Origin of the sequence: Thalassospira australica (genome assembly GCF_044790785.1) — a bacterium.
Classification (GTDB): domain Bacteria; phylum Pseudomonadota; class Alphaproteobacteria; order Rhodospirillales; family Thalassospiraceae; genus Thalassospira; species Thalassospira australica_A.
Genome location: NZ_CP085258.1, coordinates 2,925,258 through 2,951,783, shown reverse-complemented (window position 1 = coordinate 2,951,783; position 26,526 = coordinate 2,925,258). Strand labels below are relative to the sequence as shown.

The 26,526-nt window shown below is 54.7% G+C and carries 27 protein-coding genes; 10 read left to right on the top strand and 17 right to left on the bottom strand.

Going from position 1 to position 26,526, the window contains the following annotated elements:
• The first annotated feature begins 43 nt into the window (after nucleotides 1–43).
• Nucleotides 44–1,384 carry a PQQ-binding-like beta-propeller repeat protein gene (locus LG297_RS13840; RefSeq protein WP_404421196.1) on the top strand — a complete coding sequence of 447 codons (1,341 nt, stop codon included), beginning with the start codon at nucleotides 44–46 and terminating at the stop codon, nucleotides 1,382–1,384.
• A gap of 123 nt (nucleotides 1,385–1,507) precedes the next feature.
• On the top strand, nucleotides 1,508–2,989 hold the full coding sequence (gene der / locus LG297_RS13835) for a ribosome biogenesis GTPase Der (protein ID WP_404421194.1): 1,482 nt from the start codon (nucleotides 1,508–1,510) through the stop codon (nucleotides 2,987–2,989).
• 46 nt (nucleotides 2,990–3,035) lie between these two features.
• Here the strand turns inward: der and LG297_RS13830 are convergent, their stop codons facing one another.
• Together LG297_RS13830 and LG297_RS13825 are read right to left on the bottom strand one after the other, a co-directional pair.
• Nucleotides 3,036–3,620 carry a redoxin family protein gene (locus LG297_RS13830; RefSeq protein WP_404421192.1) on the bottom strand — a complete coding sequence of 195 codons (585 nt, stop codon included), beginning with the start codon at nucleotides 3,618–3,620 and terminating at the stop codon, nucleotides 3,036–3,038.
• Between the two features lie 131 nt (nucleotides 3,621–3,751).
• Nucleotides 3,752–4,789, bottom strand: coding sequence for an aldo/keto reductase (locus tag LG297_RS13825; RefSeq protein ID WP_404421190.1), 1,038 nt, complete (start codon nucleotides 4,787–4,789; stop codon nucleotides 3,752–3,754).
• A 103-nt stretch (nucleotides 4,790–4,892) separates the two neighbouring features.
• Here LG297_RS13825 and LG297_RS13820 point away from each other — a divergent pair, with 103 nt between their 5' ends.
• Nucleotides 4,893–5,798: a LysR family transcriptional regulator gene (locus tag LG297_RS13820; RefSeq protein ID WP_404421188.1), complete on the top strand. Its 906-nt coding sequence runs from the start codon at nucleotides 4,893–4,895 to the stop codon at nucleotides 5,796–5,798.
• 53 nt (nucleotides 5,799–5,851) lie between these two features.
• Here LG297_RS13820 and LG297_RS13815 read toward each other — a convergent pair whose 3' ends face one another.
• The 12 genes from LG297_RS13815 to rpsF form a co-directional block, all read right to left on the bottom strand.
• On the bottom strand, nucleotides 5,852–6,565 hold the full coding sequence (locus LG297_RS13815) for an SDR family NAD(P)-dependent oxidoreductase (RefSeq protein WP_404421186.1): 714 nt from the start codon (nucleotides 6,563–6,565) through the stop codon (nucleotides 5,852–5,854).
• A complete protein-coding gene (gene purF, locus LG297_RS13810; protein ID WP_404421184.1) occupies nucleotides 6,562–8,022 on the bottom strand; it encodes an amidophosphoribosyltransferase in 1,461 nt (486 codons plus the stop codon). Before purF ends, LG297_RS13815 begins: the two co-directional genes overlap by 4 nt.
• Before the next feature lie 62 nt (nucleotides 8,023–8,084).
• On the bottom strand, nucleotides 8,085–8,771 hold the full coding sequence (locus tag LG297_RS13805; protein WP_404421182.1) for a CvpA family protein: 687 nt from the start codon (nucleotides 8,769–8,771) through the stop codon (nucleotides 8,085–8,087).
• Nucleotides 8,772–8,833: 62 nt separating this feature from the next.
• Nucleotides 8,834–10,246, bottom strand: coding sequence for a DNA repair protein RadA (gene radA, locus LG297_RS13800; protein WP_404421180.1), 1,413 nt, complete (start codon nucleotides 10,244–10,246; stop codon nucleotides 8,834–8,836).
• A gap of 55 nt (nucleotides 10,247–10,301) precedes the next feature.
• Nucleotides 10,302–11,078 carry an ABC transporter ATP-binding protein gene (locus tag LG297_RS13795; protein WP_404421178.1) on the bottom strand — a complete coding sequence of 259 codons (777 nt, stop codon included), beginning with the start codon at nucleotides 11,076–11,078 and terminating at the stop codon, nucleotides 10,302–10,304.
• 9 nt (nucleotides 11,079–11,087) lie between these two features.
• Nucleotides 11,088–11,861 (bottom strand): MlaE family ABC transporter permease, encoded by a 774-nt coding sequence (locus LG297_RS13790; protein WP_404421176.1) that lies wholly within the window; start codon nucleotides 11,859–11,861, stop codon nucleotides 11,088–11,090.
• Nucleotides 11,862–11,919: 58 nt separating this feature from the next.
• The gene (alr, locus tag LG297_RS13785; protein ID WP_404421174.1) at nucleotides 11,920–13,041 is read right to left on the bottom strand and encodes an alanine racemase; all 1,122 of its coding nucleotides are present in this window, start codon (nucleotides 13,039–13,041) and stop codon (nucleotides 11,920–11,922) included.
• A gap of 43 nt (nucleotides 13,042–13,084) precedes the next feature.
• On the bottom strand, nucleotides 13,085–14,623 hold the full coding sequence (locus LG297_RS13780) for a replicative DNA helicase (RefSeq protein WP_404421172.1): 1,539 nt from the start codon (nucleotides 14,621–14,623) through the stop codon (nucleotides 13,085–13,087).
• 187 nt (nucleotides 14,624–14,810) lie between these two features.
• Nucleotides 14,811–15,416 (bottom strand): 50S ribosomal protein L9, encoded by a 606-nt coding sequence (gene rplI, locus LG297_RS13775; RefSeq protein WP_404421170.1) that lies wholly within the window; start codon nucleotides 15,414–15,416, stop codon nucleotides 14,811–14,813.
• Complete coding sequence (locus LG297_RS13770) at nucleotides 15,416–16,354, bottom strand: DUF2232 domain-containing protein (protein WP_404421168.1); 939 nt, start codon at nucleotides 16,352–16,354, stop codon at nucleotides 15,416–15,418. The genes rplI and LG297_RS13770 overlap by 1 nt, the downstream gene beginning before the upstream one ends.
• A gap of 47 nt (nucleotides 16,355–16,401) precedes the next feature.
• Complete coding sequence (gene rpsR, locus LG297_RS13765) at nucleotides 16,402–16,635, bottom strand: 30S ribosomal protein S18 (protein WP_007090355.1); 234 nt, start codon at nucleotides 16,633–16,635, stop codon at nucleotides 16,402–16,404.
• 22 nt (nucleotides 16,636–16,657) lie between these two features.
• Complete coding sequence (gene rpsF / locus LG297_RS13760; RefSeq protein ID WP_085644504.1) at nucleotides 16,658–17,035, bottom strand: 30S ribosomal protein S6; 378 nt, start codon at nucleotides 17,033–17,035, stop codon at nucleotides 16,658–16,660.
• Nucleotides 17,036–17,541: 506 nt separating this feature from the next.
• On the opposite strand from rpsF, the gene fabD reads away from it, so the two are divergent.
• The 5 genes from fabD to mltG all read left to right on the top strand — a co-directional run bounded on the left by fabD (nucleotide 17,542) and on the right by mltG (nucleotide 22,021).
• Nucleotides 17,542–18,483, top strand: a complete 942-nt coding sequence (gene fabD / locus LG297_RS13755) for an ACP S-malonyltransferase (RefSeq protein ID WP_404421165.1) — start codon at nucleotides 17,542–17,544, stop codon at nucleotides 18,481–18,483.
• A 38-nt stretch (nucleotides 18,484–18,521) separates the two neighbouring features.
• Nucleotides 18,522–19,262 (top strand): 3-oxoacyl-[acyl-carrier-protein] reductase, encoded by a 741-nt coding sequence (gene fabG / locus LG297_RS13750; protein ID WP_404421163.1) that lies wholly within the window; start codon nucleotides 18,522–18,524, stop codon nucleotides 19,260–19,262.
• A 169-nt stretch (nucleotides 19,263–19,431) separates the two neighbouring features.
• Complete coding sequence (locus tag LG297_RS13745) at nucleotides 19,432–19,668, top strand: acyl carrier protein (protein ID WP_007090351.1); 237 nt, start codon at nucleotides 19,432–19,434, stop codon at nucleotides 19,666–19,668.
• Between the two features lie 85 nt (nucleotides 19,669–19,753).
• Complete coding sequence (gene fabF / locus LG297_RS13740; protein WP_404421161.1) at nucleotides 19,754–21,013, top strand: beta-ketoacyl-ACP synthase II; 1,260 nt, start codon at nucleotides 19,754–19,756, stop codon at nucleotides 21,011–21,013.
• 33 nt (nucleotides 21,014–21,046) lie between these two features.
• Nucleotides 21,047–22,021, top strand: coding sequence for an endolytic transglycosylase MltG (gene mltG / locus LG297_RS13735; protein WP_404421159.1), 975 nt, complete (start codon nucleotides 21,047–21,049; stop codon nucleotides 22,019–22,021).
• 23 nt (nucleotides 22,022–22,044) lie between these two features.
• Here mltG and LG297_RS13730 read toward each other — a convergent pair whose 3' ends face one another.
• A complete protein-coding gene (locus LG297_RS13730) occupies nucleotides 22,045–22,869 on the bottom strand; it encodes an SDR family NAD(P)-dependent oxidoreductase (RefSeq protein WP_404421157.1) in 825 nt (274 codons plus the stop codon).
• 190 nt (nucleotides 22,870–23,059) lie between these two features.
• Between LG297_RS13730 and LG297_RS13725 the strand changes: the two genes are divergently transcribed.
• Together LG297_RS13725 and gmk are read left to right on the top strand one after the other, a co-directional pair.
• The gene (locus tag LG297_RS13725; protein ID WP_404421155.1) at nucleotides 23,060–23,944 is read left to right on the top strand and encodes a YicC/YloC family endoribonuclease; all 885 of its coding nucleotides are present in this window, start codon (nucleotides 23,060–23,062) and stop codon (nucleotides 23,942–23,944) included.
• Between the two features lie 10 nt (nucleotides 23,945–23,954).
• On the top strand, nucleotides 23,955–24,587 hold the full coding sequence (gene gmk, locus LG297_RS13720) for a guanylate kinase (protein ID WP_404421153.1): 633 nt from the start codon (nucleotides 23,955–23,957) through the stop codon (nucleotides 24,585–24,587).
• A gap of 22 nt (nucleotides 24,588–24,609) precedes the next feature.
• Here gmk and rsmA read toward each other — a convergent pair whose 3' ends face one another.
• A complete protein-coding gene (gene rsmA / locus LG297_RS13715) occupies nucleotides 24,610–25,476 on the bottom strand; it encodes a 16S rRNA (adenine(1518)-N(6)/adenine(1519)-N(6))-dimethyltransferase RsmA (protein ID WP_404421151.1) in 867 nt (288 codons plus the stop codon).
• A 4-nt stretch (nucleotides 25,477–25,480) separates the two neighbouring features.
• Complete coding sequence (gene pdxA / locus LG297_RS13710) at nucleotides 25,481–26,509, bottom strand: 4-hydroxythreonine-4-phosphate dehydrogenase PdxA (RefSeq protein WP_404421149.1); 1,029 nt, start codon at nucleotides 26,507–26,509, stop codon at nucleotides 25,481–25,483.
• Nucleotides 26,510–26,526 lie beyond the last annotated feature (17 nt).

Below are 26,526 nucleotides of genomic sequence, written 5' to 3'. Positions count from 1 at the left end.
GAATGGCACAGGCGACCTGTTCACAGGGACTGGATCAGAGGATATGGTTTTGAGACCACGCAACATTAAATCTCTTTTGTGCGTCATGGGCATGTCGGTTGCCGTTTCGGCGTGTTCCGGCTGGCTTGGTGAATCCGAAGACCCGCCGCTTCCCGGTGAACGTCTTGCGGTTCTGTCGCTTGAAAGTACGGTTCAGGCCGATGTGGAACTGAGCGACCAGCGTGTGATCTTGCCCGAGCCCGAGCCGATGATTGACTGGCCGCAGAATGGCGGGTTTGCAAGCCATGCATTGCATCATGTCGGTCTTGATAACGATGTCCTGCGTCAGGACTGGTCGGTTGGCATCGGCGAAGGATCGATGGATGACAATCTTCTGCTAAATCAGGCGATTGTGGCGCGTGGTGTCGTATTTACAATTGATGCCGATGCGGTTGTTCGTGCTTTCAGTGCAAAATCCGGCAAACGGATCTGGTCGCTTGAACTGGCAAAGGATGAAGACGAAGACAGCACCCTTCTGGGCGGCGGTCTGGCCTATGAGAACGGTATCCTTTACGCCACCACCGGCTTTGCCGAGGTGATTGCGATTGATGCGCCCAGTGCCACTGTCATGTGGCGTTCACAGATGACTGCTCCGATGCGTGGTGCACCGACCGTGCGTGGCGGTCGCGTATTTGCCGTAACGGTCGATAACCAGACCGTTGCCCTGAATGCGATGACTGGCGATACGCTTTGGAGCCACCGTGGTGCATCCGAAGGTGCGTCCTTTATCGGCGGTGCCAGCCCGGCAGTTGATCAGGGGATTGTTATTTCTGCCTATACCACGGGCGAGATTTATGCCCTTCGTGTTGAAAACGGTCAGGTGGTCTGGTCGGATGCACTGGCTTCGGCCGGTCGTACCGATGCCGTATCGGCGATTGCCGATATTCGCGGGCTTCCGGTGATCGACAATAATCTGGTGATTGCCACCAGTAATGCCGGTTTGACGGTTGCGATTGACCTGCGTACCGGGTACCGCGTGTGGGAACTGGAGGCCGGTGGCATCCAGTCGCCGTGGGTTGCGGGCGATTATGTTTTCGTTCTTACCAACACAAATGATCTGATTGCCTTGCGTCGGGACACCGGACAGGTTAAATGGGTGACCGCTTTGCCACGATTCGTCGATCCCGAAGATCAGGAAGAGCCGATGGTGTGGACCGGTCCGGTTCTTGTCGGTGACAGGTTGATTGTCGGAAACGAGCAGGGTGAAATCATGACTGTTTCCCCGTATAGCGGCGAGATCATGGGCAAGGATGAGGTTTCCGGCCCGATCACTTTGCCGCCGTCGGTTGCAGGTGACAGTCTTTACTTCCTGACTGCGGATGCCGATTTAATCGCGTATCGCTAACAGGTCGAACACAGTTTTTTCGCAAAAGATCCGATCTTTTGCTTGATATGCGCGTGCGCCGGAACGGGGTAAACTGCCCCTCGGCGCACATCGCCGTTTTATAACAAAGAGTCTGAAAGTCAGATGTCGCTGAAAGTAGCCATTATCGGTCGCCCCAATGTCGGGAAGTCGACCCTGTTCAACCGTCTGGTCGGCAAGAAACTTGCGCTGGTTGATGATCAACCGGGTGTCACGCGTGATCGCCGCTATGGCAGGGCGCGTCTTGGCCATATGGGGTTCGACATTATCGATACCGCCGGTCTGGAAGAGGCGTTTGACGATTCCATCGAAGGCAAAATGCGCCAGCAAAGCGAAATGGCCTTTGAGGAATGCGACATTGCGTTTTTCCTGATTGATGCCCGTGCCGGTCTGACACCGCTTGACAATCACTTTGCCGATTGGCTGCGCAAGCGCAAGAAACCGGTCTATGTGATTGCCAACAAGCACGAGGGCAAGGATCAGGATGCCGGTCTTTACGAGGCCTATGGCCTTGGCCTTGGCGATGTTGCACCGATCTCGGCCGAGCATGGTCTTGGCATGGAATTGCTGATCGATATCATGCGCCCCCATTGGGAAGAATATCGCGACAAGCAGCGCAAGGCGCGCCAGGAAGGCGACATTGCCGCCATTGATGACGATTTCGAAGATGATGAAATGGACGAAGACGATGGTTCGTTCCCGTCCTTTGAAATCGAATATGACGAGGACGACGAGGGCGAGGAAGAAGTTGTTCGCAAGGATAATTCGAAAATCCAGCTTGCGATTGTCGGTCGTCCGAATGTAGGTAAATCGACCCTTCTGAACCAGCTTTTGGGTGAAAACCGTGTGATGACCGGTCCGCAGGCCGGTTTGACCCGGGACTCGATCGCGGTTGACTGGTCCTATGAGGGCCGCCCGATCCGTCTGGTCGATACCGCCGGGATGCGCCGCAAGAAGAAGATTGATGATCGCGTTGAAAAACTTTCGGTGACCGATACATTGCGCGTGATCCGTTATGCGCAGGTGGTTGTCATTATGCTGGATGCGACCAATACGCTTGATAAACAGGACCTGACGATTGCGCGCATGGTCCTTGAAGAAGGCCGGGCGTTGATCATTGCGGTAAACAAGTGGGACGCGGTCAAAGACAAATCCGGTGTGATGTCGGCGCTTCGCGACAAGCTTGATACGTCCTTTGCGCAGGCCAAGGGTATCCCGATCCTGACATTTTCGGCCCTGACCGGTCGCGGGACAGATACCCTGATGCCGACAGTTCTTGATATCTATGATATCTGGAGCCGCCGTATCCCGACATCGCAGCTGAACCGCTGGCTTGAAGCCATTACCGAACGCCATTTGCCGCCGGTCATTTCCGGTCGTCGTATCCGTTTGCGGTATATGACCCAGGCAAAATCGCGCCCGCCAAGTTTCTTTATCAACTGTTCCAAGGCGGCTGAGCTGCCCGAAAGTTATACGCGTTACCTGATCAATGGTCTGCGCGAAGATTTCGACATGCCGGGCGTTCCGATCCGCATCTATCTGCGCAGCAGCGATAACCCCTATGGCAACAAAAAGAAAAAGCGTTAGGGATTGATACGGATAACATTGAACGGGGGCGGAAATGCCCCCGTTTTTATTTGGCAGGCCGCAGGAGGCGGTCAATGAAATCCGCGGCATCGTCTGATTGCCAGTCGACCATTCCCGTTATATAGCCAAGAATGCGGCCATCACGATCAAGGGCGTATGTGATCGGCAGGCCATAAAGGGCAAACTCGGCATTCTTTGGATTGTCATGGTCGCTATAGGCGGTTTCACCGTTTGGGTCGACGAAAAGGTCAATATTTTCAAGGCCTAAACGGCGGTAAAAGGGAATGGCTGCCAACAAACCGTCTTTATCTATCGAGACCGGAATAATGACAAGGTCATCATTGGAGTGATCATTGGCCAACTGATCAAGCGATGGCATTTCGGCCATACAGGGCAGGCACCAGCTGGCCCAGAAATTGATCAGAACCACCTTGCCGCGATAGGCGCCGATATCGGTCGGGTGATTTCGCCGGTCATAAAAGCGGGTGTTGCGCGCAATCCGTTGGGGATCAAGTTCGACAAACTGGCTGCTTTCGCCAATCAGAGTCAGTGGTGACGCTTCAGTCCCCCCGATGGCAGATGCCGAGATTGTAAAGATTGCAGAAACGAGAAGGCAGCGCAGAAATTGCATCGGGCATCCGTGGTATGATCAAACCGGATATTCCGACTAACCGTTGATGTTGGCAAAGACAAGACAGGGCCGATCAATCCGTTGTGATCAACATCGGATGATCGGTCCTGTTACAGGCGTTTGTATTACCTTTATGCAAATAATGGCGGGTTCAATCGGGCGAAGCCTTCCTGAATAAAATAGGGGTAATGCGGGTAGGGTGGTTGCCTTTGGCTGATGGCATCAAGGCGGGTGATTTGCTCGCTGGAAAGAGACCAGCCAACCGCACCCAGATTGTCGCGCAATTGCTGTTCATTGCGGGCGCCGATAATCACCGATGCCACGGTAGGCCGGTGCAGCAGCCAGTTGATGGCAATCTGCGGGACGGTTTTGCCGGTTTCGGCACTTATTTCATCAAGCACATCGACAATGTCATATAGATAGTCTTCATCAACCGGCGGGCCGAATTGTGCGGTTTCATGCAGGCGGCTGCCATCAGGGATCGGTGTGCCGCGGCGGATTTTGCCGGTCAACCGGCCCCAGCCCAAGGGGCTCCAGACCAGTGCGCCCAATCCCTGATCCTGTGCCAGCGGCATCAGATCCCATTCGTAATCCCGCCCCACCAGTGAATAGTAAACCTGATGGGCAACATAGCGGCTGTACCCAAGACGATCAGACACGGCAAGCGATTTCATGATCTGCCATCCAGCAAAGTTCGAAACACCGATATAACGTAGCTTCCCGGCCCGTACGAGGTCATCAAGCGTCGATAAGACTTCCTCAACCGGGGTGAAGGCATCAAAGGCATGAAGCTGCAGCAGGTCGATGTAATCAGTCCCAAGGCGCTTCAGGGCGGCATCGGTTGCGGTGATCAGACGGTAGCGCGAGGTGCCAAAGTCATTCGGGCCTTCGCCAACCGGCAAGGCAAGCTTGGTCGACAGGATGATCTTGTCACGGCGTCCTTTGATGGCTTCACCCAGAACTTGTTCGGATGCACCATCGGAATAGACGTCGGCGCTGTCGAACATATTCAAACCTGCTTCGAGGCTGATATCGATCATGCGGCTGGCTTCGCGGGCGTCAATTGTACCCCATGCGCCGAACAGGGGGCCTTGGCCGCCAAAGGTACCTGCACCAAAGCTGAGTGCCGGGACACGCAAACCGGAATTCCCCAATTGTCTGTATTCCATTGTCTTCTCCGTCACAGGAAATGGTTTATGAGGGGAATATGGACAAATGGCTTATTTTCAACTAGTGCTATCCGAAGAAGAAGATTTGTGAGTTGAATTCACTGTGGCGCGACTTGAAACCAACCGGTCCGGCGAGATGGAAGTCTTCGTGCGTGTTGTTGAACGCGGCGGGTTTTCTGCTGCGGCACGTGATTTCAACATGACACCATCCGCCGTCAGCAAGCTTGTCGGGCGGTTGGAAGACCGGCTGGGCACGCGATTGTTTAACCGATCAACCCGCAAGCTACATCTGACATCCGAAGGGCAGCGGTTTTATGAGCGGGCACTTGATATCATTGCCGATCTGAATGAGGCGGAGCAGGAAGCGGCAACCGCAATGGTACCACGCGGGCGGTTGCGGGTCACGGTCAACGTCCCTGTCGGACTGCATCGTCTGGTGCCGCTGTTGCCAGATTTTCGCGAACGTTATCCCGATATCACCATCGACGTTACGGTCAGTGACAAGGTGATTGATCTTTATGAAGAACGTGCCGATGTCGCAATCCGGAGCGGTCCGTTACAGTCATCGGGCCTGATCGCGCGGAAGCTTGGGCAATGCCGCATGGCGATTGCCGCATCGCCGTCTTATCTTGCGAAACACGGTCGCCCGATGACTGTCGATGATCTGCAAAACCATACGCTGATCGGATACAACTTTCAGCGGGTTATTTCCGATTGGCCGTTCCGGGTAAAAGGACAGGATGTTTCGGTAACCCCGGGTGGTGTATTTGATGTCGGAGATGCCGAAAGTGCGCGTCAGTTGGCGGTTGCCGGGGGCGGTATCGTGCGGCTTGCCCGGTTTCACATCGAAAACGATCTGGCAAATGGCGGGCTTGAACCCTTGCTGGACGAATTTTACCCCGGTGGCGGTGTTGATATTAACGCCGTTTATATTGGCGGGCGGGGGCATTTACCGGCCCGTGTTCGGGCATTTCTGGATTTCTGTGCTGAAAACATCCGCCTGAATTGAAAAAGGCCGGACAATCAATCCGTCCGGCCTTCGCAGTATCGATCAGTGTCGTATCAGTAGGCGTCGACGACTTCTGCATGACGTGTGCAATCGGCGGCCGCCAGATCGACAAACACGTCGGTGATGCTTTCGGCGGTCGGAAGTGCTTCGGGATTTTCACCCGGATAGGCTTCGGCGCGCATCTTGGTGCGGATACGGCCCGGATTGATCAGATTAACGCGTATGGGCGTTTCTTCGACTTCCTGGGCATAGGATAGCACCAGACTTTCCAGCGCGGCCTTGGTCGACGCATAAAGGCCCCAGAAAGCACGTCCCTTGGACGAGGCATTCGAGGTCACAAAGATCGCACGACCGGCATCGGAAAGGCGCAGGAGTTTGTCGACACTGCGGATCAGGCGGAAATTCGCCGTGACGTTGGTCGCATATGTGTTTTCAAATACCTGGGTATCAATATGACCGACCGGAGCAAGTTCCCCCAGAAGTCCGGCATTACCAACGACGATATCAAGCTTGCCAAAGCGTTCATAGATCGATGCACCCATGGCATCGATCTTTTCATACATGGTCAAATCCATTGGTAGCAGCACAAGTTTGCCGCCATCAGCCCGGATTTCATCATCAAGTTCTTCGAGCGCACCGACATTCCGACCGAGCGCAATGACAGTGGCACCTTCGGCAGCAAAACGTTTTGCAACCGCGCGACCGATCCCGTGCGAGGCCCCGGTAATCAGGGCTACACGGCCTTCAAGGCGCTTCGCGTTACTCATGCGGACTGCCTTTCGACAAGCTGGCTGAGTTTACGGTCCTTGTTTTCTGCCTGATGATCGACCAGACGGATCGGGTAATCACCGGTGAAGCAGGCATCGCAGAAGGCCGGACTGTCATTGTCGCGTCCCGGGAGACCGGCTGCGCGATAAAGGCCATCAATGGTGACAAAGGCAAGGCTGTCGACACCAATGATCTTTGCCATGCTTTCGATGTCGTGATTGGCCGCCATCAGTTTTTCTTTTGATGGTGTATCAACACCATAGAAGCATGGATTGGTGGTCGGCGGGCTTGCGATGCGCATATGCACTTCGGCCGCACCGGCCTGACGGACCAGGTCGACAATCTTGGTCGAGGTGGTGCCGCGAACGATGGAATCGTCGACCAGAATAACGCGTTTGCCCTTAAGCTTGCCGGGGTTGGCGTTGTGTTTCAGCTTCACGCCAAGGTGGCGGATCTGATCGGTTGGTTCGATAAAGGTCCGACCGACATAATGGTTGCGAATGATGCCCAGTTCAAACGGGACGCCACTTGCCTCGGCATAGCCAAGCGCGGACGGAACGCCGGAATCGGGGATCGGTACGACCACATCGGCTTCAACACCGGATTCCAGTGCCAGTTCGCGACCGATATTTTTGCGCACGTCATAAACGCTTGTGCCTTCGACGATGCTGTCGGGGCGGGCGAAATAGACATGTTCAAAAATGCAGAAGCGCGATTTGACCGGCTTGAACGGTTTGATCGATTTGAGGCCGTCATCTGTTATTTCAACGATTTCGCCCGGTTCGACGTCGCGAATGAATTCCGCGCCAACGATATCAAGGCCAACCGTTTCCGATGAAAGGATATAGCTGTCATTCAGCTTGCCCAGAACCAGCGGACGCACACCCAGCGGATCACGCACACCGATCAGTTTCTTCTGGGTCATGACCACAAGGCTATATGCGCCTTCGACCTGACGGATGGCGTCGATCAGGCGATCAACGATCTTTTCGTACAGGCTGGTTGCGATCAGGTGAATGAAGGTTTCGGTGTCCGAGGTCGACTGGAAGATCGAGCCACGTTTGACCAGACGTTCACGCACCGCGAGCGCGTTGGTCAGGTTGCCGTTATGCGCAATTGCCAGTCCGCCGAATTCGAAATCGGCAAAAAGTGGCTGCACGTTGCGTAGGCCTTTGCCCCCGGCAGTGGAATAGCGCACATGGCCGATGGCACGGTGGCCCTGCAGGCTTTTGATTACGTCCTCAGAACCGAAGATATCCCCGACCTGACCGGACGCCCGGTGCGCAGGGAAATCTTCGCCGTCATAGGAAACGATGCCGGCGGCTTCCTGCCCGCGATGCTGAAGCGCATGCAGGCCAAGGGCCGTCAGGGCCGCCGCATCGGGCGATCCGAAAACACCGAAAACACCGCATTCTTCACGCAGCTTGTCGTCGTCAAATGGATTGGTGGTCAGCATGAGTGGGTTCCGCTCTCTCGCCGGTGGCGCAGGATGCCGCACCCATGCGAAACCCTGTCGCCTCACTCGTTGGTGGTCGCCTCAATCAGACGATCCAAATCATCGCGCGAGGGCCTTGTATACCCGTTTATGGGCTTGGGTCCAGCACCTTTTGGCTCCGGACCCAGAAGTTGACGGTATGTCTGCTCGTTGATTTCTGCATCACGTTGCGCGCGGGCCATTTCTTCGGCGGTTGTGTCAAAGATTTCATCGGGCATTGCGCGCATCAGCAGGAACGCACCTTCTTCCAGAACCGGGCGGGTACGGGCATCGCGAACCCAGTCGGGTTGCGAGGTTGCCGGCAGAAGCCAGGACAAAGCCAGAAAACCGATGCAGACGATAAGCCCGCCGCGCAAAAGCCCAAAAACAAAGCCAAGCGTGCTGTCGAGACTATCGAGGCCGGAATTCTGAACGGCACGGCCAATGCGACCGCTGATGAAGGAAAAGATCAGGAAGGTGATCAGAAACAGGCCGACCCCGGTTGCGAGATCGGCGATCAGTTCGGACGGGATCAGGTCGCGAACATAAGGGCGTGCAATCGGATAGCCGTAAAGTGCGCAGACCCCGGCCCCGACCCAACCCATCATCGACAGGGTTTCATGAATAAAGCCCCGGAAAAATGCAAACAGACCCGAGATCAGGACAATGCCCACAATCACCAGATCGAATACGTCCCGTGCACCCAGATCGGGCAGGCTGGAGAAGTCCATAATTCAGTAAATCCTGTTGATCAGTCTGTTCGCAATAGGCACGAAAAACACCAAGGCAATGATCAATACATGCCTTCGCGCGGGCGCACCTTGTCGCGGACATCGTCGCCGAAGAGATTTACCAAATCCTGAAGATGGCCGATTTCACGCTGGTTAAGGCCCTTGATCGTGATCTTCTTCTTGCCATTGGCTCCGGTTCGCGGGCTATAGGCATTCACAAAGCCAAGTTTGGCGGCTTCTTTGAGGCGCGATTCGATTTGTCCCACCGGGCGAACTTCACCGGAAAGACCGACTTCACCGACAATGACGGTTTCGGCGGGAACCGGCGCATCTGCCACAGCGGATATCAGGGCGGCAGCGACGGCAAGATCGGCAGCCGGCTCACCAACACGCATGCCGCCAGCAACGTTCAGATAAACGTCAAACTGGCTAAGCGGCAGGCCGCAACGCGCATCAAGAACCGCAAGGATCATGTTCATGCGGGCCGAATCCCAGCCCACAACCGCACGACGCGGTGTGGCGAGTGCCGATTGTGCGACAAGTGCCTGTATTTCCACCAGCATTGGGCGTGTGCCTTCAAGCCCGGCGAAAACGGCAGTACCAGATACCGGCGCTTCGCGGTCGGCAAGGAAAAGAGCGGATGGGTTCGGGACTTCGACCAGGCCGGCATCGCCCATTTCAAATACACCGATTTCATCGGTGGCACCGAAACGGTTTTTAACCGCGCGCAGAATGCGGAATTGATGGCCGCGTTCGCCTTCGAAATATAAAACTGTATCGACCATGTGTTCCAGAACACGGGGACCGGCAATCTGGCCTTCCTTTGTAACGTGGCCGACAAGGATCACGGCAAATCCCTTGCGTTTGGCAAGGCGGATCAGTTCAAGTGCGCAGGCGCGAACCTGCGAGACTGTACCCGGTGCGCTATCAAGGGTGTCGGCATACATGGTCTGGATGGAATCGATGACCACGACTTCATGCGTGCTTTGATCGAGCGTTGCGATGATATCGCGCAGGCTGGTGGCGGCGGCAAAATCGACCTTTGATTTTTCAAGTCCAAGACGGGCGGCGCGCATGCGTACCTGATCAACCGCTTCCTCGCCCGAGATATAGGCGCATTTATGTCCGGCTGACAGGACGCCAACGGCCTGCAACAGGATCGTCGATTTACCAATCCCCGGATCGCCGCCAACCAGAAGGGCCGACCCCGGCACAAGGCCGCCACCAACCGCGCGATCAAGTTCGGCAATCCCGGTTATGATGCGGGGCGGGCTTGCGCTTTCGCCTTCAAGTGCAACGAAATCAAGCTGTTTGCCTTTTGATCCGGTGGCGATGCTGCCGGTTGCCTTGGGGCTGGCTTCAATACGCTCTTCCTCGATGCTGTTCCATTCCCCGCACGCGTCACAACGCCCCGTCCATTTCCGGTATTCGGCACCGCAATTCTGGCAAATGAAACGACTTTGGGTTTTGGCCACTGATGGCTCCGCGCATAAGGATGAAACGATACGGGCGAGGGGGCTTGATCTGTGATCAGAGATGCTTCAGATCAAGATCCAGAGGACCTTCGATATCACCCGAAACGAACTGTTGCAAATAGGGGTTATCGGCATTGTCGATTTCAGATATCGGACCATCCCAGATGATTTTTCCCTGATACAGCATGGCAACACGATCAGCGATCTTGCGCGCACTTGCCATGTCATGCGTGATGGTCATGGCGCAAGCACCGAGTTCGCGGGTGCATTTGACGATCAGGTCGTTGATCACATCACCCATAATCGGATCAATGCCGGTGGTCGGTTCATCGAAAAACAGGATTTCCGGTTCGGTCGCAATGGCACGTGCCAGACCAACACGCTTTTGCATGCCGCCCGAAAGGGAGGCAGGCGACATATTGGCGACTTCGGAGCCAAGGCCGACATCGGCAAGGCGTGCAATCGCAATGTCACGTGCCTGTTTGCGTTTCATGCCGCGGCCTTCGATCAGACCGAAGGCGACATTTTCCCAAACAGGCAGGGAGTCAAACAACGCGGCCCCTTGAAACAGCATGCCGGTATGATCAAGCATGTCTTCACGGGCGGACCGCGATGCCCCGACCATTTCAACACCGTTGACCCTTATGGATCCTTGTTCGGGTATCAGCAAACCCAGAACGCATTTCAGTGTAACGGATTTTCCGGTTCCCGAACCGCCGATGATGGCAACGGATTCTCCTGATGCGACATCCAGATTAACCCCCTGAAGCACCTTTTTGGAGCCAAAGGATTTGTGCACATCACGAAGCGAGATTTTGGCTGTTTCGCTCATATCCCGCCCTTAGCGTGTGAAGAAAAGTTCGGTGACGATGTAATTCGAAATCAGGATCAGGATGGAGCTCGAAACCACGGCATTGGTCGTTGCCTGGCCGACACCCTGCGCGCCGCCACGCGAATGATAACCGTGATAGCAGCCCATCAGCGTAATCAGGAACCCGAAAACCGCAGCCTTCACCAGACCGGAAATCACATCAAGCTGTTCAAGATACTGGAACGTGTTGCGAATATAGGACCCGTCATTAAAGCCAAGCTTGTTGACCCCGACGAGATATCCGCCCAGAACCCCGATGATATCCCCGATCAGAACCAGTACCGGCAGGGTGATCAGTCCGGCAACGACACGTGGAACAACCAGATATTTGAATGGATTGGTCGACAGGGTCACCAATGCGTCGATCTGTTCCGTGACACGCATGGTGCCGATTTCAGCTGCAATCGCAGCCCCCACACGACCGGCAACCATGAGCCCCGCCAGAACCGGACCCAGTTCACGTGTCATGGAAATCACGACAACGGTGGCAACCGCACTTTCGGCAGAAAAGCGTGAAAAGCCCGAATAGGATTGCAGGGCCAAGACCATCCCGGCAAACAGGGTCGTCATGGCGACGACCGGCAACGAGAAATATCCGATCTCGCGCATCTGTTTGAAAATCAGGCGGAAATAGAATGGTGGTGTTGCCATGTGGCCAACGGTGCGCCCGGCAAAGACCGTAACGCGACCGACAACGGCCAAAAAGGCAAGAAACATACGGCCAACCGGCGCAAAGATCGGCATTGGAATTATTATTTCCCCTGTTGCTGGCCAGTCAGTGGCGTTGGCCGATTTGTTCAAGTCAGCTTTCTGTATAGACCCGCCGGTAGCGATGTCCAAGAGAAGTCAGTACTTCATAACCGATTGTACCCGCAGCACTTGCTACGTCGTCAACCGTCATTTTGCCATCGATCAGCGGGATCATGTCACCGGGCTGTATCGGTTTTCCCGGAAGATCGGTGATATCTATGCTGATGGCATCCATTGAAACGCGCCCGACATAGGGGATTTCATGCCCTTTGATGCGAACCTTGCCATTGTTTGACAGCGAACGCAGCCAACCATCTGCATACCCCACAGCGACGGTTGCAATACGGCTTGCGCGTTTTGCATGCCAGGTGTTGCCATATCCGACAGCTTCACCGGGTTCGATCTGGCGAACTTGAAGCACCTTGGCATTCAGGGTGACCACCGGGCGCATCGGATTGGCGGTTTCCGGGGTGGGGTTGCCCCCCCAAAGTGCAAAGCCCGGTCGACAGAATTCAAGATGGTAATCGTTGTTGCGGAAAATCGCCGACGAATTGCAAAAACCGCGCGGGGCAGGCGGCAGGCGGCGATACCATTTCATGAACAGTTCGTACTGTTCGCCGGTGACCGGGTTGCCGGCTTCATCGGCGGCAGCCGGATGGGTCATATAGCCAGCCTTCTCGAAGCCATACAGAAGCGACGAATAACGATCAACCAGTTCGCCCATTTCGTGCGGGGAAAGACCCAGTCGGTTCATGCCGGTATCAAGATGAATGAATGCCGGTGCCGGGCGTTCATATTCACGGCACAGATTGGACCAGCGTTCAATCTGGCCAAGATCATTGAGGACCGGGATCACATCATTTTCGATAAAGAATTCTTCGTCACCGGGCAGAACGCCGTTCAGAACAGCAATGCGACCGCCGCCCCGCAAAAGCGGGAACAGGTCGGCTGCCTCGTTTGCCTGTGCGACAAAGAAAAGACGGCAACCCTGCTTTTTCAGAACCGGCACAATGGTTTGTGCGCCAAGGCCATAGGCATCTGCTTTGACAACAGCACCACAAGTCCGCCCTTTATAGCGTTTCTTGATGATTTGATAGTTGTCGGCAATCGCCTTCAGATTGATCTGAAGTTCGGCACACTCAGCAGCACGGCCGGCGGCGGGAAGAACGCTCATTCGCAATACCCCGTGGAGTCCGTTTCAGGTTCAGGCCCAAGGCCTATTCATATTCTTCTTCGGTATGGTCAAGGTCGCCAAACTTGGTGTAGTTCCCGTCAAAGAACAGACGCACGTTGCCCACCGGGCCGTGACGCTGCTTGGCGATGATGACTTCTGCGGTGTTGTAGACGTGGTTCAGGCGGTCCTGCCAGTGGGCATAACGTTCGCCGAACTTGTCGGTGGCTTCTTCCGGGCGCTGTGCCGGTTCAGCACGTTCGAGGTAATATTGTTCACGGTAAATGAACATGACGACGTCGGCGTCCTGCTCGATAGAGCCGGATTCACGCAAATCCGAAAGCTGTGGACGTTTGTCTTCTCGCTGCTCGACCGCACGCGAGAGCTGCGAGAGGGCAAGGACCGGTACTTCGAGTTCCTTGGCGATTGCCTTGAGCATACGGGTAATCTCGGAAACTTCCTGCACACGGCCATCACCCCGGAAGTTGGTCGGCGGTGCGAGAAGCTGCAGGTAATCGACAACGATCATTGCAAGGCCGTGCTGGCGCTTCAGGCGGCGGCAACGTGTCCGCAGGGTCGAAACCGGAAGGGCCGGTGTATCGTCGATATAAAGCGGAACGGTATTGAGTTCCTGGGTGGCAACGACAAGACGCTGGAAATCGTCTTCGTTCAAATCACCACGGCGCATATTGTCGCCCGAAACCTCGGCTGCCTGGGACAGAAGTCGACCGGCCAGCTGTTCTGCCGCCATCTCGAGCGAGAAAACCGCGACAGCGCCGGTCTTGAGTTCGTCGCCCGCCTCTGCACCGGTATTTCGGTTCTGATGCGATGCAATGGCTGCGTTAAATGCCACGTTCATTGCAAGCGCGGTTTTACCCATTGATGGACGTCCGGCAAGGATCAGCAGGTCAGAAGCGTGCAGACCGCCAAGCTTGCGGTCGATATCGCGCAGGCCCGTGGTAACCCCGACAACCTTGCCAGCGTTCTTATAGGCGTGTTCGATATTCTCGTATGCCTTGGTCAGGGCTGGGCCGAAAGCAACGAAACCGGATTCTGCAGCACCCGCCGTCGCCAGAGAGAAAAGTTTCTGTTCGGCTTTCTCGATCTGATTGGCGGCGTCGGTTTCAATTTCGTAGCGATAGGCCTCGTTGACGGTGTCTTCGCCGATTTCGATCAGTTCGCGGCGCAGATACAGGTCGTAGACCAGCTTGCCGTAATCACCAGCGTTAATGACCGAGACAAGGTTGTTTGACAATTCCGCCAGATATTGTGCGCCGCCGATTTCGGCCAGATGTTCGTCCTGACGGAAAAACGCCGACAGGGTGACCGGGTTGGCAAGCTGTCCGCGTTCAATCAGTTTGCCGCAGGCTTCAAAAATACGGCCATGGCGGGCATCTGCGAAATGCTCGGGACGCAGGATATCTGAAACGCGTTCATACGCGGCGTTATTGTTCAGGATAGCACCAAGGAGTGCTGCCTCTGCCTCGAAGTTATGAGGCGGAGTCCGTTCGAGCACCATTTCGGTGTTGCCACCGTGGTTTTCTTCGAGGGGTGCGAACAGGGCATCTAGCTGGGGATCAGTCATGACGCAAAAAGGTATCAGTCATCTTGTTGGGCCGAAAGGGCTAATCGGTATAACTCATAGCGGGTATTCCGCAAGCGCAGAGGTCGGGCAGCGACTAAAAAACTGAAATATATTACAAAAACATAAGAAAACGGCGCATCCTTGCGGATACGCCGTTTCCAAACTGGCTTCGAATGGAAGGCAACGATTAAACGTTGGCTTCTTCTTCGCCCTCTGCTTCGTCAGCAAGTTCAGCCGGAACGTCTTCTTCGAAGAGTTCTTCAGCGGCTTCCAGAGCTTCCTCGGCTTCCATTTCGTCGATGGTGCCCAGAACCGCACCGCCCTTGCGAAGCTGCTCGGCGGCATCTTCTTCGGAACGTGCGACGTTGGCGGTCACTTCAACGGAAACTTCCGGGTGCAGATTGATTTTGACCTGGTGCAGACCAAGGGTCTTGATCGGCTGATCAAGAACGACCTGGGTACGGGCAACAGTGAAACCTGCTTCGGTAACCGCGTTCGAGATATCACGTGCGGTAACCGAACCGTAAAGGTGACCGACATCGGATGCCTGGCGAACGAGGGTAACGGCAAGTTCACCCATGTTTTCGGCAACCGCTTCGGCTTCTTTGCGGCGGTCAAGGTTGTCAGCTTCGAGCTGTGCTTTTTTAGCTTCGAAAACTGCAAGATTTGCTTTGTTTGCGCGAAGGGCCATGCCCTGCGGCAGCAAACGGTTGCGGGCGTGGCCCGGCTTGACGGTGACTACGTCACCCATCTGACCGAGTTTTTCTACCCGCTGGAGCAGAATAACTTCCATCACCGATCCTCCTCATTGCTACGGGTCATCGGTTGTTTCCCCCGCAGCCTGATTAAATGCTCAATAATTCCAAGTCCGGTGATCGCGATAAACGACCATGTGGACAGAACCGCGACGATATAAAATACCGTCAGTATCATACGTTTTTGCGGCCAACGGGCTGCCTGCCCATGCACCAGTGCCAATCCCTGTAAAAGGAAGGGCACTGCCAACACCACCGCGACGTTTCGCGCCACATAGGCCAGCGATCCATCGGCAAAGCCGACCAAAAACCCGGCCAGGGCGAACGCAAACAGTGACCAACCAGGCAAGGCCATCGAGGCCAGATCGGGCGACGGACGCAAATTGCGACCGGACCGCACCAGAATTGCCTGTGCGATTGCAGCATTGGCAAACAGCATAAGAAGCCAGCTTACCGCTACAATCGCCGGGAAATACGTCTGGAACATTCCGATGACATTCTGAACTTCGGGCGTCATAGGAACGCCCATTTCCGAATACATCTGGCCCAGGAACTGCGAAATGAATTCCTGAATGTCCAAACCTTCCGCCGTCACGCTGCCGGTGATGACAATCATCACCATTGCAATCATGACGGCCATGGCACTGACCAATATTCCGGTCGGAACAAAATCCGGTTTCCCGTTTTCGTTCTTGCGGATGACCAGCGCCATGCGGGTCAACAACATCGCCGGTCCGGCAAACACGACCATAAAGACCGTGAAAGGCAGCAGTCCTCCCAGTAACATCAGGGAACTGCATGCGGCAATTGCCGCAACCAGCAGGCGTTTTGGACCTTGCCACAATCCGATAAGGAAAAGCGGCAGGTGCCCGAAATATGAGAGCAGCAGAGCTAGCGGATTACCCGACAATACAAGCAGGAACAGGACAGAACTGCCCAAACCTGCACCGACTGCCATTAAAGTGTTACGCGACATCAGCTACTCCCGGCCCGAGACCGCAAGAGGGTCTCTTGCCGACTGCCTCAGACTTGATCTGAATACGGCAGCAGCGCCAGGAAACGGGCACGTTTGATGGCTTTCGCCAGTTCGCGCTGTTTCTTGGCCGAAACCGCAGTGATACGGCTCGGAACGATTTTGCCGCGTTCGGAAACGAAACGCTGCAACAGTTTGACATCTTTGTAGTCAATCTTCGGCGCATCCGCACCCGAGAACGGGCAGGTTTTGCGGCGACGGAAAAACAGACGACGTCCAGCCATAATAAATTCTCCTCGCTATCTGTTAGCCGTGCTGACGGGGACCGCCACGGCGATTGCCGCCACGGCCGCCGCGCTCGTCGCGGTTACGCAGAATGGCTGACTGTTCTTCTTCGAACTCTTCAACCTTGACAGTCATCTGACGCAGAACGTCTTCGTTCAGGCGCATCTGACGCTCGTATTCCGCGATCGTGGCGTTGTCGGCTTCGATCTGGAAGAGAGTATAGTGGCCTTTGCGGTTCTTCTTGACACGGTATGTCAGGGAACGCAGACCCCAATATTCGGTTTTGGCAATTTTGCCACCGAGACCTTCAACGGTCTGGGTCAGTTTTTCATTCAGGGCTTCGACCTGTGCGGTCGAGAAGTCCTGACGTGCGATAAACACGCTCTCGTACTTATTCATAATACTCCTATTACTCCTTTTGGCTTATCTCTTCCTTGCATGGCCTCGTGCCATGCAGGCATAGCCGGGCAATACCCGGCAAGGAGCCGTGAGACGGCGGAATATACACTTTTCCACAGGGCATGCAACCGTAAATCCCCCGTGAAACTTTTACGGAAAACCGGCAGAAAGCTGCGGTGACAAAGCGCGAGAGGCATGTCGGGTATGCGGCGGTAGTAAATAGCAGAAATCATGGCTTTCTTTCATCCGTTGCGGGACAGGATGGCCATTATATATAGAGTGCCACAAACGGATCGTCGGGCAGGGTACGTTGCACTGCGCAACAAGGTTTTGTTTTCGGCGTTTGGCAAGTCTGTTACCTTTCGGGCCAGAAAGTGACGGAAAGTCGTATGACATTGTCGTCTGTTCTTGACACAGAGCTAGCGCGCAGTATCAAGGGTAGCTCGAAAAAGGGGACCCGTTCGAACCGGGTTCTGAAGAAAGCAGACAAGGGTAAATTACATATAATGACACGCGCATTCGTTTTCCCCGGTCAGGGGTCGCAAGCGGTAGGTATGGGCAAGGAACTGGCAGACGCATTTCCGGTTGCTCGCGAAGTTTTCCAGGAAGTTGATGATGCGCTTTCGCAAAAACTCAGCACCCTGATGTTCGAAGGCCCTGAAAACGAATTGACGCTGACTGAAAATGCTCAGCCGGCACTAATGGCGGTCAGCCTTGCGGTTACCCGCGTTCTGGAGGCCGAAGGTGGTTTCAAACTGACCGATAAGTGTGATCTGGTTGCCGGGCATTCGCTGGGTGAATATTCCGCCCTTGCTGCTGCCGGTACCTTTGCCATTGCAGATGCGGCCCGCCTTCTTAAAATTCGCGGGCAGGCGATGCAGGCAGCCGTTCCGGTCGGGGTTGGCGCGATGGCTGCCCTTCTGGGGCTTAACTATGTCGAGGCCGTTGCGGTTGCCGAAGAAGCTGCCCAAGGGGATGTCTGCACCGCTGCAAATGACAATGCCGACGGGCAGGTCGTTGTTTCTGGTCATAAAGCGGCTGTTGAACGTGCGATTGAGATTGCCAAGGAAAAAGGTGCCAAGCGTGCCGTTTTGCTTCCGGTATCTGCACCGTTCCATTGCCCGTTAATGCAGCCTGCTGCGGATCGTATGGCCGAAGCGCTGGCATCTGTTGCGATGAACGCACCGGGGAAGCCGGTTGTTGCAAACGTGATTGCCGAAAAAACTGCTGATCCGGAAACCATTCGTAAACTCCTTGTGGAGCAGGTTTGCGGAACCGTGCGCTGGCGTGAGTCTGTTCTTTATATGAAAGAGCAGGGTGTCACCGATCTGGTGGAGCTGGGCTCAGGTAAAGTTTTGAGTGGTATGGTTCGCCGTATCGACCGTGATCTTAGCGGTTCGGCCGTTAATGGCCCGGCCGACATTGAAAGCTTCCTCGGCGCGCTTTGATAGCAGCCCGAAACAGACGAACCCAAAGGGATAGATTGATGTTTGATCTTGCAGGCAAAACCGCACTCGTGACAGGCGCGACCGGCGGCATTGGTGGTGAAATTGCCAAAATTCTGGCTGCAGCCGGTGCAAAGGTTGCTCTTTCGGGCACGCGTGCAGAACGCCTTCAGGCTGTTGCCGCGGAAATTGGTGAAAATGCTGTTGTAGTTCCGGGTAACCTTTCTGACCCTGAATCGGTTGCCAGTCTGATCAAGGATGCCGAAGAGGCCCTTGGCGGGCAGCTTGACATTCTGGTCAATAATGCCGGTATTACCCGTGATCAGCTTGCGATGCGCTTGAAAGACGAAGACTGGCAGGCGGTCCTTGATGTGAACCTGACGGCGGCCTTCAAGCTTGCACGCAATTCGTTGCGCGGGATGATGAAGCGCCGTCATGGCCGTATCATCAACATCACCTCGATTGTTGGTGTGACAGGGAATCCGGGCCAGACCAACTATTCGGCGGCGAAAGCCGGGATGATCGGATGGTCAAAATCCTTGGCACAGGAAGTTGCATCGCGCGGAATTACTGTTAACTGTGTTGCACCGGGTTTCATTACCACGGCGATGACCGACGAGCTTGACGACGGGCAGAAAGACAAGCTTCTGACCAATATTCCGGCCGGGCGCATGGGAGAAAGCAAAGAGATCGCAGCAGCTGTTCTGTATCTGGCAAGCGACGAAGCTGCTTATGTTACCGGGCAGACCTTGCATGTGAATGGCGGAATGGCGATGATTTAACCCGTTGCGGGTTGCTTGCTTTTCTGTTTAAAAGAGGCCGCTATAGAAAATCACGAAACCGGCAATTGCGGTTGTCGGATTCCGGTCCTCGCAAATTCCTTCAATAGGGGGAAGGCGCGAAGAACCAACCAAAACCAACTGACAGAAAACCTATTGAAGGATTTGAGCTATGAGTGATGTCGCAGATCGCGTGAAGAAGATCGTTGTCGAGCACCTCGGTGTCGAGGAAGACAAGGTCACCGAAAACGCAAGCTTCATCGACGATCTGGGCGCCGACAGCCTGGACACTGTCGAGCTGGTCATGGCGTTTGAAGAAGAATTCGGTTGCGAAATTCCTGATGACGCAGCAGAAAAAATTCTGACCGTTAAAGACGCGATCGACTTCATCGAAAAGGCGAACGGCTAATCTTGCCGTGAGACATGGGCGCCAGAGGCATCCTCGGGCGCCCTTTTCGTCTTTGCTGTATTCATAAAATAAAGGCGTATGCGGGATGAGACGCGTAGTTGTTACCGGTATTGGTGCTGTTACTCCGCTTGCCAGCGGCGCACAGAACACCTGGCAGAAACTGCTGGACGGCCAATCCGGAATCAAAAGCATCGATACTTTCGATGTGTCCGATATCCCGGCCAAGATTGCAGGCCTTGTGCCGCGCGGTGTGGATGAAGGACTTTTCAACGCGGAAGATCATGTCTCGATCAAAGACATGAAAAAAATGGACGATTTCATCGTCTATGGTATTGCGGCTGCCGATCAAGCACTGGCCGATTCCGGCTGGAAGCCCGAAACTGATGAAGATCAGGAAAATACAGGTGTTTTGATTGGTTCGGGTATTGGTGGTCTGCCAAAGATCTCCGAAGCCACAGAACTGGTGAATAACGGCAAAACCCGCCGTGTCAGCCCATTCTTCATTCCGTCCTGCCTGATCAATCTGGTTTCCGGTCAGGTTTCGATCAAACATGGCCTTAAAGGCCCCAACCATGCTGTCGTTACCGCATGCTCAACCGGTGCGCACGCTATTGGCGATGCATCGCGCATGATCATGCTGGGCGATGCCGATGTGATGGTTGCCGGTGGCGCCGAGGCGGCAGTTTGTCGGCTGGGCATGGCAGGCTTTGCTGCTGCACGGGCATTGTCCACCAGTTATAATGACACTCCGACCGAAGCATCGCGTCCTTGGGATCAGGGCCGTGACGGTTTCGTCATGGGCGAGGGTGCAGGCTGTGTTGTTCTTGAGGAATATGAGCATGCCAAGGCGCGCGGTGCGAGAATTTACGCCGAAGTCGCCGGTTATGGCATGTCGGGCGACGCCTATCACATCACGGCACCAGCCGAGGATGGTAATGGCGGTTTCCGTTCGATGCGCAATGCGCTTCGCAATGCGGGCATCAATCCCGAAGACGTCGACTATGTGAATGCACATGGTACGTCGACTCCACTGGGTGATGAAATCGAACTGGGAGCGGTGAAGCGCCTGTTTGGTGATCATGCATCTAAGCTTTCGATGTCTTCGACCAAATCGGCAACCGGTCACCTGTTGGGTGCGGCTGGTGCGATTGAAGCTGTGTTCTCGATCCTTGCAATCCACGAAGGTGTAGTTGCTCCGACTCTGAACCTGCGAAATCCGTCCGATGCATGCAAGGGCATGGATCTGGTGCCGCTTGAAGCCAAGCAGCGTAAGGTCAATGTTGCCCTGTCGAACTCGTTTGGCTTTGGCGGCACCAACGCTTCGCTGGTCTTTAAAGGCGTTTAAGACAGCAGATCTAACCTGACAGAGGGAAACCCCTTGAAGCGTTTTCTGTTTGTGCTTGGCTTTTTGTGCATCACCGCCGCTCTCACCATTGGTGGGGCGGCGGTGTATGTTTATGTGCAATATACCTCGCCCAGCAAACTGGCTCAGGGCAGTGATATTGTTATTCCGCAGGGCACAGGTGTTCGCGGGATTGCAGACATCTTCCGGCGTGAAAACATCATTCAGGAACCGCTTGTGTTTCTGTTTGGCGTGCGTATGGCCGGGCTGGATCGTGCATTGCGCGCCGGTGAATATCATTTTCCGGCACGTGTCAGCCCGAAACAGGCGGCTGAAATCCTTGCTGCCGGCGAGACGGTTAAGCGGTTTGTAACCATCCCCGAAGGCCTTCGGTCGAGCGAGATTGTCAATCGTATCAATCTGGTCGATGGTCTGGCGGGGGAAATTTCCAACATACCGCCTGATGGCATGTTATTGCCTGAAACCTATCAATTCTCGTTTGGCGATACCAAACAAAGCATCATTGACCGAATGGCTGCTGCCCATGATGAACTGGTGACACAATTGTGGTCCGGACGACAGGAAAACCTGCCATTTGATTCAATCGAACAGGCTGTCATTCTGGCTTCTATCGTGGAACGGGAAACCGGGGTAGCCGCCGAACGACCGCGCGTAGCCGGTGTGTTCATCAATCGGCTACGGATGAATATGCGGTTGCAATCCGACCCGACAGTCGCCTACGCGGTCAGTCCGCAAGAGCCGCTTGATCGTGCATTGACTCGTGCCGATCTCAAATTTGACAGCCCCTATAACACCTATGTTTCATCGGGATTACCGCCCGGGCCGATTACCAATCCCGGTCGGGATGCTATTTATGCGGTTTTGCACCCCGCCGAAACAGACGAGGTGTATTTCGTTGCCGATGGTACAGGCGGTCATGCCTTTGCCAGAACTTTGGACGAGCATAACCGCAATGTTGCGCGGTGGCGTCGAATCCAGGACAGCCAATAAAGGAACTTGGTCATAGTCCCCTGCTACTGATGGGGATGCGCATGTTCGGAGGATGATCCCAGTCTTTGGCTGGATTCACTTTTCGAAGCCTTGCGCGGAATGCGAGATGCGGCTATGTCGAGCAGTGATTGCGGCACCATCTTCAAAACACCGATCAGGATATTCATTTGCCAGGGGAATGCGATCATTCCCTTGTTCTTCGAGAGCCCTTTGTCAATCTTGATTGCAGCCTTATCAGCCTGCATGAAAAACGGCATCGGGAAATCGTTGGCATCGGTAATCCGGCTTTTCACAAAGCCCGGACAGATCACATTGACTTTGATCCCGAACGGGGCGAGGGCCCCGCGCAATCCTTCGCCATAGGTTCGAACGGCTGCCTTGCTTGCGCAGTAGGCCGGGGCGGAGGGCAACCCCCGCCATGATGCCTGTGACGAAACCAGTGCGATCTGGCCGTGCCCACGTGCGGACATGAGGGCGATGGCAGGATCAATCGTGTTGAGAACACCCGCAACATTGGTTGCAAAAATATCACGTACCTGATCGGGGTCTTCGCCTTCGCTGCCGGTTCCGGCAGAAATACCGGCATTGGCGACAATCAGGCTCAGCGGTGTGATCTGATCGCACTTGGTGACATATTCCGCCATTGTTTCGCGCTCGGTCACATCAAGCACATCGGCGAATACATTGGCACCGGCTGCACGGCATTCATTTTCGACCAGTTTCAAACGTGTCTGGTCCCGACCACTGATAAACAGGGTGACACCGGTGCGGGCATAGTGACGGGCAAGGGCAGCACCGATGCCCGAGCTGGCACCGGTAATCAGGATGGCGTGGTATTGTAGTGACATGGTTGCTCGTGATCCTGTTGGACGTGTTCCGGATTGTTTGGCCGGAACATGGGACAGCATTAGGGCAGCATTATGAAAAGGGGACAAGTACAGTCTGTCTTTACATTGTACAGTGGTTGCGACAATACCTTGGCGCCTCGGGGTACAAACGTTATAAACGGCCAACCGATAAATCAGACTGGATAAGAACATGACCGTATCAAGCATGACCGGGTTCGCGCGCACCGATGGTGCTGCAGAAGGCTTTGGCTGGACCTGGGAGTTGCGCAGCGTCAATGGCAAGGGGCTGGATGTGCGTACGCGCCTGAATGGCGGTTTCGAACGTCTTGAACCGGCGATACGCGATGCCGTATCGAAGCGGTTTAAACGTGGAAATATGGGCGTGACGTTGACTGTCGTTCGTCCGGGTGAAACGAGTGCCTACCGCATTAACCGGGACCTGCTTGCGGAACTGGTCGCACTGGCCGAAGAATTCGATCGCGACAGCAGCCTTTCGGCAGGCACCATTGCCGATCTGATGAATGTGCGCGGTGTTCTTGAAACGGTCGAGCGTCAGGAAGATGACGACAGTCGTGAAGCACTTGATGCTGCGATCCTTAAAAGTTTTACCGAGGCGCTTGATCAGATGGCGGCCCACCGTGCAGAAGAAGGGGCGAAGCTTGACGAAATGTTGCGCGGACATATCGACCGTATCGAGGAAACCGTTTTACAGGCAGAAAGCTGCGCATCGGTGAGAAGTGATGCCATAAAGGCGAAGCTCAAGCGTCAGATTGATGAACTGATGGAAACCGGCAAATTCGATCCTGAACGTCTTCATCAGGAAGCAGCACTTCTGGCGACGAAGGCCGACGTTCGCGAAGAAATTGACCGACTGAAAGCGCATATTGCCGCGGCACGTGACATGATCAAGAAAGGCGGGGCGATTGGCCGCAAGCTCGATTTTCAGTGTCAGGAGTTCAATCGTGAGGCCAATACGCTGTGTTCCAAGGCGAACGATATCGAACTGACCAATTGCGGTATGGAGCTTAAGGTCATTATCGATCAACTGCGCGAGCAGGTTCAAAACGTTGAATAAGGACAAGCCGATGACGGATCAGGTAAAACGTCGTGGTGTGATGCTGGTATTCTGTGCCCCTTCAGGGGCAGGGAAGACAACAATCACACGCCAGATTTTGGAAAAGGACAGCCAGATTTCGCTTTCGGTTTCAGCAACAACACGCGCAGCGCGCCCGGGCGAGGAAGAGGGGATACACTACTTCTTCAAATCCGTTGATGCCTTCAAGCATATGATTGCCGATGACGAGTTGCTTGAATGGGCAGAAGTGTTTGGCAATTATTATGGTACGCCAAGCGGTCCGGTCGAAAAGGCACTTTCGGAAGGGCACGACGTTCTGTTCGATATTGATTGGCAGGGGGCGCGGCAAATACGCGAGAAGGGTGGGGATGATGTCGTTTCCGTCTTCATTTTGCCGCCATCCTCGGCCGAACTCGAACGTCGTCTGCGTGATCGCGGGCAAGATGCCGATGATGTGATCATGAAGCGTATGGCGAAAGCCGGGGCCGAAATCAGCCATTGGGAAGAATTTGACTATGTTCTGATCAACGATGATCTGGAACGCTGTCTTGCCGATGTTGAGCATATCATTGGGGCAGAGCGTGTGAAGCGCGAACGGCAATCGCAATTACCGGGCTTTGTGAAGAAGCTTCTGACGGATTGATGGATGTGGAATGGTCGCCTTTTCAGGCGGTCATTTCGTCATGGACCCGTGTCAGTCGGACAAAATCAGCGACACTCAATTCTTCTGCCCGTGATGTTTCCGAAATTTCGGAACGCTCCAGCAATAGGCCAACATCAATATTCAGCGTTTTCAGGCTGGCACGCAGCATTTTGCGACGCTGACCAAAAGCGGCTTGGGTGATTTTACCAAGACTTTTAAGGTTTACGTCTGTGCCGCGATCTGATTTGGGACGTAGCTGAACCACGGCTGATGTCACCTTGGGGGGCGGGGTGAAGGCACTGCGATGGACGTCAAACAGTATATGGCAATCACACAGATACTGGCACAGCACCGACAGACGACCATATGCCTTGCTTTTGGGAGAGGCGACAACGCGTTCGGCAACCTCTTTCTGGAACATTAGCGTCAGGCTTGCGAACTGATCTATCTGCATCAACCAGCCCAGCAATAGCTGCGTGCCAATATTGTAGGGCAGGTTGGCGACAATTTTGCGCGGGGCGGGGCCAAGTGACGTGACATCAACTTCCAGTGCATCGCCATCAATAACATGCAGGACACCGGGGTAATGATTGCTTATTTGCTCAAGCACCGGCTGGCATCGGGGATCGCGTTCGATCACGGTCAGGTTCTTTGCGCCGTTATATAGAAGCGCACGGGTAAGGCCGCCCGGGCCAGGGCCGATTTCGATCACCGTGGCATCATCAAGTGGCGCCGCTGCCCGCGCAATACGCCCCGTTAGGTTCAGATCAAACAGAAAGTTCTGGCCAAATTTCTTTTGCGCCGACAGGTCATGTATCGCGATAATTTCGCGCAAAGGAGGTAATCCGTCATTGGCAAGATTGCCTGTGTCTTTGTTCTGGTCTGACACTGTGTCAGGCTCCCTGAGAGGGATGTTGTGCGGCACGTTTGCGTGCCATATCGGCTGCCATCCGGATGGCGGCAATCAGACTGTCGGGGCGTGCAATGCCTTTACCGGCGATGTCGAGTGCTGTGCCGTGGTCCGGGGAGGTCCTTATAAAGGGCAATCCGAGTGTGACATTTACACCGCCATGGAAATCAAGGGTTTTGACCGGAATCAGCGCCTGATCATGATAGGGGCAAAGAGCGACGTCATAATGCGCACGTGCTTCGGCATGAAACATGGTATCGGCGGGCAGGGGGCCTATGACATCAAAGCCTTCCTCTTGCAGTGCTTTTATTGCCGGGCGCATGATCGTAATTTCCTCGCTGCCCATTGATCCGTCTTCACCGGCATGCGGGTTTAACCCGGCAATGGCTAGGCGTGGTTTCGGCAGGCCGAAATCGCGTTGTAGTGCCTGCGCAGTAATTCGGACCAATTGCTTGATCATGGTTTCGGTCAGGTGCTTTGGCACTTCGGCCAAGGCGATGTGAATGGTCATTGGTACGACGCGCAACTGGCTGTTAGCCAGCATCATCACCGGAACGCTACCGGAACCAGCAAGTTCGGCCAGAAATTCGGTATGGCCGGGATGTTTGAAACCGGCCTGATACAGAGCACTTTTCTGGATCGGATTAGTGACGACGGCACTTGCCTTCCCCGAGCGCGTTAGTTCGACGGCCTTGGTAATGCTGTCGATGACTATGGACGCTGTGGTGCTTGATGCCATGCCAAGTTTTGCTCCATCGGCGTTTCCTGAAATTTCAAGAACCGGAAGAGCGTTATCAAAGAAAAGTGTCGCCTGATTGATGTCGTCTATCGCCTTAACCGGGGTTTTCAGACCGAGAACATCGACGATTTTATCAATAATCGACTTGGGGCTCACGACGCAAAATGTTGGCAAGTTCTGTTCTGTACGCGCGTGCCAAGCCTTGATGGCAAGTTCCGGGCCGATACCGCCCGGTTCGCCAATGGTCATTGCAATCGGCCTGATATCGTTCACGGTTTTGCGTCCTTTCC

Excerpts from the sequence above, each read along its gene's own strand:
- LG297_RS13840 (WP_404421196.1), top strand. The coding sequence starts at position 44 with ATGGTTTTGAGACCACGCAACATTAAATCTCTTTTGTGCGTCATGGGC.
- der (WP_404421194.1), top strand. The coding sequence starts at position 1,508 with ATGTCGCTGAAAGTAGCCATTATCGGTCGCCCCAATGTCGGGAAGTCG.
- LG297_RS13830 (WP_404421192.1), bottom strand. The coding sequence starts at position 3,620 with ATGCAATTTCTGCGCTGCCTTCTCGTTTCTGCAATCTTTACAATCTCG.
- LG297_RS13825 (WP_404421190.1), bottom strand. The coding sequence starts at position 4,789 with ATGGAATACAGACAATTGGGGAATTCCGGTTTGCGTGTCCCGGCACTC.
- LG297_RS13815 (WP_404421186.1), bottom strand. The coding sequence starts at position 6,565 with ATGAGTAACGCGAAGCGCCTTGAAGGCCGTGTAGCCCTGATTACCGGG.
- purF (WP_404421184.1), bottom strand. The coding sequence starts at position 8,022 with ATGCTGACCACCAATCCATTTGACGACGACAAGCTGCGTGAAGAATGC.
- LG297_RS13805 (WP_404421182.1), bottom strand. The coding sequence starts at position 8,771 with ATGGACTTCTCCAGCCTGCCCGATCTGGGTGCACGGGACGTATTCGAT.
- LG297_RS13795 (WP_404421178.1), bottom strand. The coding sequence starts at position 11,078 with ATGAGCGAAACAGCCAAAATCTCGCTTCGTGATGTGCACAAATCCTTT.
- LG297_RS13790 (WP_404421176.1), bottom strand. The coding sequence starts at position 11,861 with ATGCCGATCTTTGCGCCGGTTGGCCGTATGTTTCTTGCCTTTTTGGCC.
- alr (WP_404421174.1), bottom strand. The coding sequence starts at position 13,041 with ATGAGCGTTCTTCCCGCCGCCGGCCGTGCTGCTGAGTGTGCCGAACTT.
- LG297_RS13780 (WP_404421172.1), bottom strand. The coding sequence starts at position 14,623 with ATGACTGATCCCCAGCTAGATGCCCTGTTCGCACCCCTCGAAGAAAAC.
- rplI (WP_404421170.1), bottom strand. The coding sequence starts at position 15,416 with ATGGAAGTTATTCTGCTCCAGCGGGTAGAAAAACTCGGTCAGATGGGT.
- LG297_RS13770 (WP_404421168.1), bottom strand. The coding sequence starts at position 16,354 with ATGTCGCGTAACACTTTAATGGCAGTCGGTGCAGGTTTGGGCAGTTCT.
- rpsR (WP_007090355.1), bottom strand. The coding sequence starts at position 16,635 with ATGGCTGGACGTCGTCTGTTTTTCCGTCGCCGCAAAACCTGCCCGTTC.
- rpsF (WP_085644504.1), bottom strand. The coding sequence starts at position 17,035 with ATGAATAAGTACGAGAGCGTGTTTATCGCACGTCAGGACTTCTCGACC.
- fabD (WP_404421165.1), top strand. The coding sequence starts at position 17,542 with ATGACACGCGCATTCGTTTTCCCCGGTCAGGGGTCGCAAGCGGTAGGT.
- fabG (WP_404421163.1), top strand. The coding sequence starts at position 18,522 with ATGTTTGATCTTGCAGGCAAAACCGCACTCGTGACAGGCGCGACCGGC.
- LG297_RS13745 (WP_007090351.1), top strand. The coding sequence starts at position 19,432 with ATGAGTGATGTCGCAGATCGCGTGAAGAAGATCGTTGTCGAGCACCTC.
- fabF (WP_404421161.1), top strand. The coding sequence starts at position 19,754 with ATGAGACGCGTAGTTGTTACCGGTATTGGTGCTGTTACTCCGCTTGCC.
- LG297_RS13730 (WP_404421157.1), bottom strand. The coding sequence starts at position 22,869 with ATGTCACTACAATACCACGCCATCCTGATTACCGGTGCCAGCTCGGGC.
- LG297_RS13725 (WP_404421155.1), top strand. The coding sequence starts at position 23,060 with ATGACCGTATCAAGCATGACCGGGTTCGCGCGCACCGATGGTGCTGCA.
- gmk (WP_404421153.1), top strand. The coding sequence starts at position 23,955 with ATGACGGATCAGGTAAAACGTCGTGGTGTGATGCTGGTATTCTGTGCC.